Here is a 5,687-nt window from a genome sequence, read left to right as displayed (position 1 = left end):
ACGGTCTCGTATTGTCCCGTCGCTTTGCCAACCTCGTTCCAGGCTTGGGTGCGGTGCACCGCGTTGATGTCAGTCAGCATGCCTTGGAGTTCGATGCACTTGCCGTGGACGCCGGCCTTCTTCAGAATTTCGGCGAAGGCCTCGCCGGTCGTCTTGGCTTCGTCGTAGCTGTCCCCGCCGACGTGTGCGGTGGGCTTTCCGCTCGTCGAGCCTCGATCGAACGTGATGAAGGGAATCCCCGCTTCCTTGGCGGCCTTGATTGAGGTCCCAATCGCGCCGGAGTCGAAGGCGCGCGCGATGATGACGTCGACGCCGCGCGTGATGAGATCGTCGATGTTCGCGGCTTGGCGCGTTGGATCGGCGTTCGCAACGTTGATCGTCCATTGGATGTCGAAACCCGCAGCCTTTCCCTGCTTTTCGCCCTCAGACTTCAGGAAATCGACCCAGGCTGTCTCGAGCGAAGACTCCTTTGTGTCGAGAGAAAAGCCCACCTTTAGGGGCTTCAATGCGTCCGCGTGGGCGGCGGCTGACCCGCACAGGAACAACGCGGCGCAGGCAGTTGAGATATAACGTTTCATGGTCGTTTCCTCTCATTGAATCGTTGGGCTATCGAACGCTTTCGTCGGTCGGCGTTAGGCCTTGGAGCTCAGAGTCTTCGTCCCATGGAGAACCGCCCGCTTTTCAGCGCATCCGCGTACATCGCTGCGAAGATCACGGCGCCGCCGACAAGCCGGTAGGAATAGGGATCGGCGCCGAGATTGGTGAGCCCGTTGCGAATCATCTCGAAGATGAAAGCGCCGGGAATAACGCTGAACAGAATCGCGCCGCGGCCGCCGAGCAGACTGATTCCGCCGACAACCACGACAGCGACCGCCGTGAACTCCAGTCCGTTCCCGAGGAAGGGGCTGACAGCGCCGTTCTGAATTGTGGTGAGCATTCCGCCGATGGACGCGAGCACACCTGCAAGCACGAAGCTGAAGAACCCTGTGCGATCGACCGGGAGCCCAATCTTCCGCGCGACGGTGATGTCGTTGCCGATCGCCATAATCTGACGTCCGAAGGCCGTCCTGGTTTGCAGTAGATGCACGAGCACCAGGACCACCAGCATCACGAAGATATCGACAGGGACCGGCCCAACCCTGGTATTGCCAAGGAACCGGATTGGCGGCGGCAGCTGCACCAGCAACGCGTCGGTAAGCGCAAGCGCCACCCCCCTGTAGGCAATCATCGTGCTCAACGTCGCGACGAGAGCGTTGACGTTCAGCACGACCACAATGAATCCGTTGATCGCGCCGAGCAGCGCGCCGCAACAGACGACGATGAGCGCGGCTAGCACGGGATTGAGATCGTTCTGGTTTATCAGCAGGGCGCCGATCGCACAGGACAGAAAGGCGGTCGATCCGACGGAAATATCAAGCCGGCCCGACATCACCACCAACGCCACCCCCGAAGCGGTGATCGCGAGTGGATCCATAGCGCTGAAGATGTTGAGGATATTGTCCGCCCGAAAGAAATGCGACGTGGCCAAAGAGAAGAAGGCGAAAATGAGCGCAAACACGACGAAGAAGCCGCGTCGAAATAGAAAGTCGACAATTTTCTGTCTGGCGGTCACGCTGCGTCCTCGAGGTCCTTGTCGATCGTCGCGATCGATTGCATCAGCGCGTTCGTGTTGGCGGAACCCGGCAACGCGTCGACCAGTCTGCCGCGGCTAATGATGAGATAGCGGTCACAGACGCGCATCAATTCCTGAAGCTCGGACGAAACCAGCAACACGCTGCATCCCTTCTCCGCTAATTCGACAATCAACCGGTTGATTTCTGTCTTCGCGCTGACGTCGAGACCGCGAGTCGGCTCGTCCAGGAGGAACAGACGCGGGTTGGTCGCCAGCCATCGCCCGAACACGACTTTCTGCTGATTGCCCCCACTCAGCGTAGCGACGATCTGATCTCGGCTCGACGCCTTAATCTTCAGCCGGTCGATCATGGAGTCAGCCAACGCAACTTGGCGACTGGCGTCGATAAGCCGCCACCTATTGAGCAACGATTTCAGATTCGGCAGCGCGATATTATCTGAGACAGAGAGCGGCAAAAGAACGCCTTCGCCGCGCCGGTCCTCCGTGATCAGACCGACATGGACTCGGAGTTGCTCGGGTGTGATCGGCTCGAAGCTCTCTCCGCTTCTCCATGATATTGTTCCGTCGTCTACGGGGTCGAGCCCGACAAGGGCGCGCAACAGTTCGGTGCGTCCGGAGCCCAACAGGCCCCAGAGACCGACGATCTCCCCGCTGCGGATTTCGAAATCAACATTTCGGATGGCGCCTTCGCGTCTCAGTCCTTTGACCGCCAGCAATGGCTCGCCCTTGATTTCGACTGGCGCGCGAATGCGCCCTTCGTTTTCCGACACTCCCAGCATCAGATGGACGACTTTTGCCGGATCGACCTCGGAAATCGGCGACGACCACACAGTCTCGCCGTTGCGCATGATTGTGACGCGCTCGCAGATCGAGAAGATCTCCTCGAGAAAGTGCGTGATGTAGATGATGACGACGCCGCTCCCCTTCAGGCCGCGGATGACGTTGAAAAGCCTCTGCCGCTCAGGGCCGCTCAAGGAGGAGGTCGGCTCGTCAAAGATGATGACCCTGGCCTCTTGCCGAAGCGCCCGCGCAATCTCGATCAGCTGTTGATCGCCGATGCTGAGCTGCTCGACTGGCATGGTCGGTGGAATCGAACAGCCAAGCCGTGCGAGCAAGGCCTTGGACCGGCGCACCATTTCACGAGTGCGAACGAACGGCCCTGCTGACGGCAAACTATCAATGAATATGTTTTCCGCCACGGTCAGTGTCGGGAGCATCGCCAGTTCCTGGTGAACGAAGGCGACGCCTTGCTGCGTGGCCTGGCGAGGCGAGCGCATTGTCACTGCGGTGCCGTCGAGTACGATCTGACCGCTATCGCTGGCTACGACGCCGCCGAGAATGTTCATCAAGGTCGATTTGCCGGCGCCGTTGGCGCCCATAATGGCCATCGCTTCGCCGCCACGCGCCTCCAAGCTCGCGTTCCGCACGGCTGCGATCCCAGCGAAGGCTTTCGAAATCCCCTCCATGCGGAGGGACCTTTGCGGCGCGCTCATGACTTGCTCTCTTTGCGGCCGTCGATGGCGACAAAGGCAATGATGACCGCGCCTTTGACGATGAGGCTCAGATAGTAGGACACGCCGATGAGGTTCATCGCATTCGACAGGATCGTGATCAATAAGGCGCCAAACAACGCGCCAGAAACACGACCGGAGCCGCCGTAGATGCTGACGCCGCCAACGACGCAAGCGGACACGATGTCGAGCACCACGCCATCATTGCCCATGTTGGCCGAAGCCGAGCCAAGGCGCGCGGTGAGCAGCACAGCTGTGAGACCGGCCATTAGGCCAGAGAACATATAGCTTGCGAGAATGACGCGCCTGATCGGAATGCGGGCGACCCGCGCCGCCCGCTCATTGATCCCGACTGCATAAGCCCAGCGACCAACCACCGACGAGCGCATAAGCATCGCGATTACTGCGGCGAGAGCGGCTACGATCAGCACGGTGACGGGCACGCCGAAGAGAGGCCTGGCGTCGAATAGTTCGACGAACGAATCGGGCAGTTGCGAGATGCTGAGCGAATTCGTCATCCAGATCGACGCGCCTGATACGACCGTCATCGTCGCCAACGTGACGACGAATGGAATCATCTTGAGGTGCGCGACAGCGAAGCCGTTGACGAAACCAATCACAACGCCAGTCGCAATCATGATCAAGGCGCCGAGCGCCCAGTCGCCGCCCGCCCTCATGTAGAGAGCGCCGAGCACAGCGCCCATCGCCGTGTTGGCCGGCAGCGACAGATCGATACCGCCGTCGATCATGACGATGGTCATGCCGATCGCCAGCAGGCCCAGCAGCGACGCCTGCAGAAGGACGTTGATGATATTGTGATAGCGAAAGAAACTCGGCGCGTAGACGCTGATCGCGATGAGCGTGGCGATGACTAATACGGCGGACGCGACGCGCTGTCGCGACGGCCAGACGAATGTCGGGGTCGGCGCAATCTGCGTCACGGCCATAGAGCGATCCCCCGCCGAGCAAATTTGAGCCCGTTCATCGTGCCTGTTCCCACCCTTTGCGCAGCTTGGTGTTGTGAAACGTTACATATTGAAGCGTCTGTGAAACGTTATATCTTGATTTGCCGGCTCACGCGATATGACTTTTCGACGCAGCGTCACCAACCGCAGTCTTGCTAAGTCTCCCTGGCGCGACGACGCGATGCTGTACCCCGGCCGATCACCCTCGGGGATCTGCCGCACTGTGGATCCGCCGCCGCACGCAAACCAAACCGCGACCGCCGCCGGCGATAGAGACGCCCCTCGCCTGCGCACCCGCTCACCGCGCCACCGCTCTTTTGCCGATCTGCACGTACTGCGCGGTGGACTCGCGTATAATCAACTGCCCAGCCGCGCGAACGTCCGGGTTCGAAATCTGTCGCCGGCCAATTTGATGGGACAAGAGACGCCAAGCTTCCACGGCTATCTGATCCACTGGCTGGTTGATCGCACTTATTGCCGGCCGTAGCAGTCTCAGCCACTCGAAATCGTCAAATGCTAGGAGCGACATCTCGCGCGGCATGTTGACGCCGCAGTTGCGCAGGGCGCCGATGGCGCCAAGAGTGACAAGGTTGTTGGACGTGAAGAGCGCGGTCGGCCGTTCCCGCTCCCGAAATAGAGCCTCGAGCGAGATCCGGGCTTCCTCGACCGTCATCCCGACGATCCTGACGTCGGCCCTCCCTTTGCCCTCAATCATGGCCCGCTCAAATCCGGCAATGCGCTGGTAAGTATTCCAGAGCCGCGGCGTGTTCGCGGCGATGGCGACGTGTCTGTGGCCTAGAGACAACAGATACTTCGCGCCCTGGTAGGCTGCATCGAAATTGTCGGTGGCGACGCTCGGAAAAGGATTTTCAGCGGCAACGCGGTCGACAATCACGCACGGCATGTCAGAACCGATTGAAGACGCCAGCGTCTCGGAGCCGCCCACTGACGGTATGATGATCACGCCGTCGACCTGTCTCTCCTTGACCACATTGATGCGCTGCAGCGCCCGTTGCGGCTCTTCCCCTGTTGTCACAATCACGATGGTATAGCCGCCGGCCGACGCGAGATTCTCGAGTTTCTCGACGAGCGCCGCGTAGAAGGTGTTCAAGATGTCCGGAATAACGATTCCGATCGTGTGCGTCTGCCGGTTTCGTAAGCTCGCAGCGATCCAATTTCGCTGGTAGTTCAAGCTCCGGCACGCCCCAAGAACGCGCTCGCGCAACTCTGCGGCGACCGTCATGTCGCCCCGCAGAACCTTGGACACCGTGCCGAGCGAAACCACCGCTTCAATTGCGACATCGTTCATGGTCGGCTTGCCGCGCATTTCCCCCAACTCGTATTGTTTATTATGAAACGTTATTCCACTGTTTATTCGCCCCGCCTTTTGGAGTCAATATGCCTTCTGCGACGGCCAGCGACGCGAGCGCAAGGTCGCGACGCAAATCCGCGTCGCAATCCACCGCTCTCTTTGTTGGTAGCGGCGTCAGCAAATCGAGCGTTTTTATAACTGACGGGGTGCTCGACCATGTTTCAGGAAGTCGCGTGGGCGTCTTCGGTATATACCGTTGCCAGGAT

The 5,687-nt window shown here is 59.9% G+C and carries 6 protein-coding genes; all 6 read right to left on the bottom strand.

Annotated features, from left to right (window positions below; genetic code table 11):
- The coding region (locus ABSF49_RS19645; RefSeq protein WP_424114326.1) for a sugar ABC transporter substrate-binding protein at window positions 1–578 on the bottom strand (578 nt) is incomplete at its 3' end.
- A 68-nt stretch (window positions 579–646) separates the two neighbouring features.
- Window positions 647–1,612: an ABC transporter permease gene (locus tag ABSF49_RS19640; RefSeq protein ID WP_424114325.1), complete on the bottom strand. Its 966-nt coding sequence runs from the start codon at window positions 1,610–1,612 to the stop codon at window positions 647–649.
- A complete protein-coding gene (locus ABSF49_RS19635; RefSeq protein ID WP_424114324.1) occupies window positions 1,609–3,126 on the bottom strand; it encodes a sugar ABC transporter ATP-binding protein in 1,518 nt (505 codons plus the stop codon). Before ABSF49_RS19635 ends, ABSF49_RS19640 begins: the two co-directional genes overlap by 4 nt.
- Window positions 3,123–4,091, bottom strand: a complete 969-nt coding sequence (locus ABSF49_RS19630) for an ABC transporter permease (protein WP_424114323.1) — start codon at window positions 4,089–4,091, stop codon at window positions 3,123–3,125. The genes ABSF49_RS19635 and ABSF49_RS19630 overlap by 4 nt, the downstream gene beginning before the upstream one ends.
- A 316-nt stretch (window positions 4,092–4,407) precedes the next feature.
- A complete protein-coding gene (locus ABSF49_RS19625) occupies window positions 4,408–5,436 on the bottom strand; it encodes a LacI family DNA-binding transcriptional regulator (protein ID WP_424114322.1) in 1,029 nt (342 codons plus the stop codon).
- A 22-nt stretch (window positions 5,437–5,458) separates the two neighbouring features.
- Window positions 5,459–5,687: hypothetical protein (locus ABSF49_RS19620; protein ID WP_424114321.1), on the bottom strand; the 229-nt coding region annotated here is incomplete at its 5' end.

Origin of the sequence: Roseiarcus sp., from assembly GCF_049514155.1 — a bacterium.
Classification (GTDB): domain Bacteria; phylum Pseudomonadota; class Alphaproteobacteria; order Rhizobiales; family Beijerinckiaceae; genus Roseiarcus.
Note: the sequence above shows the minus strand (reverse complement) of the source record. Positions and strands in the feature narration are given on the sequence as shown.

What these genes read in the sequence shown, in the direction of transcription:
- ABSF49_RS19635 (WP_424114324.1), bottom strand. Translation starts at nt 3,126, where the DNA reads ATGAGCGCGCCGCAAAGGTCCCTCCGCATGGAGGGGATTTCGAAAGCC.
- ABSF49_RS19630 (WP_424114323.1), bottom strand. Translation starts at nt 4,091, where the DNA reads ATGGCCGTGACGCAGATTGCGCCGACCCCGACATTCGTCTGGCCGTCG.
- ABSF49_RS19625 (WP_424114322.1), bottom strand. Translation starts at nt 5,436, where the DNA reads ATGCGCGGCAAGCCGACCATGAACGATGTCGCAATTGAAGCGGTGGTT.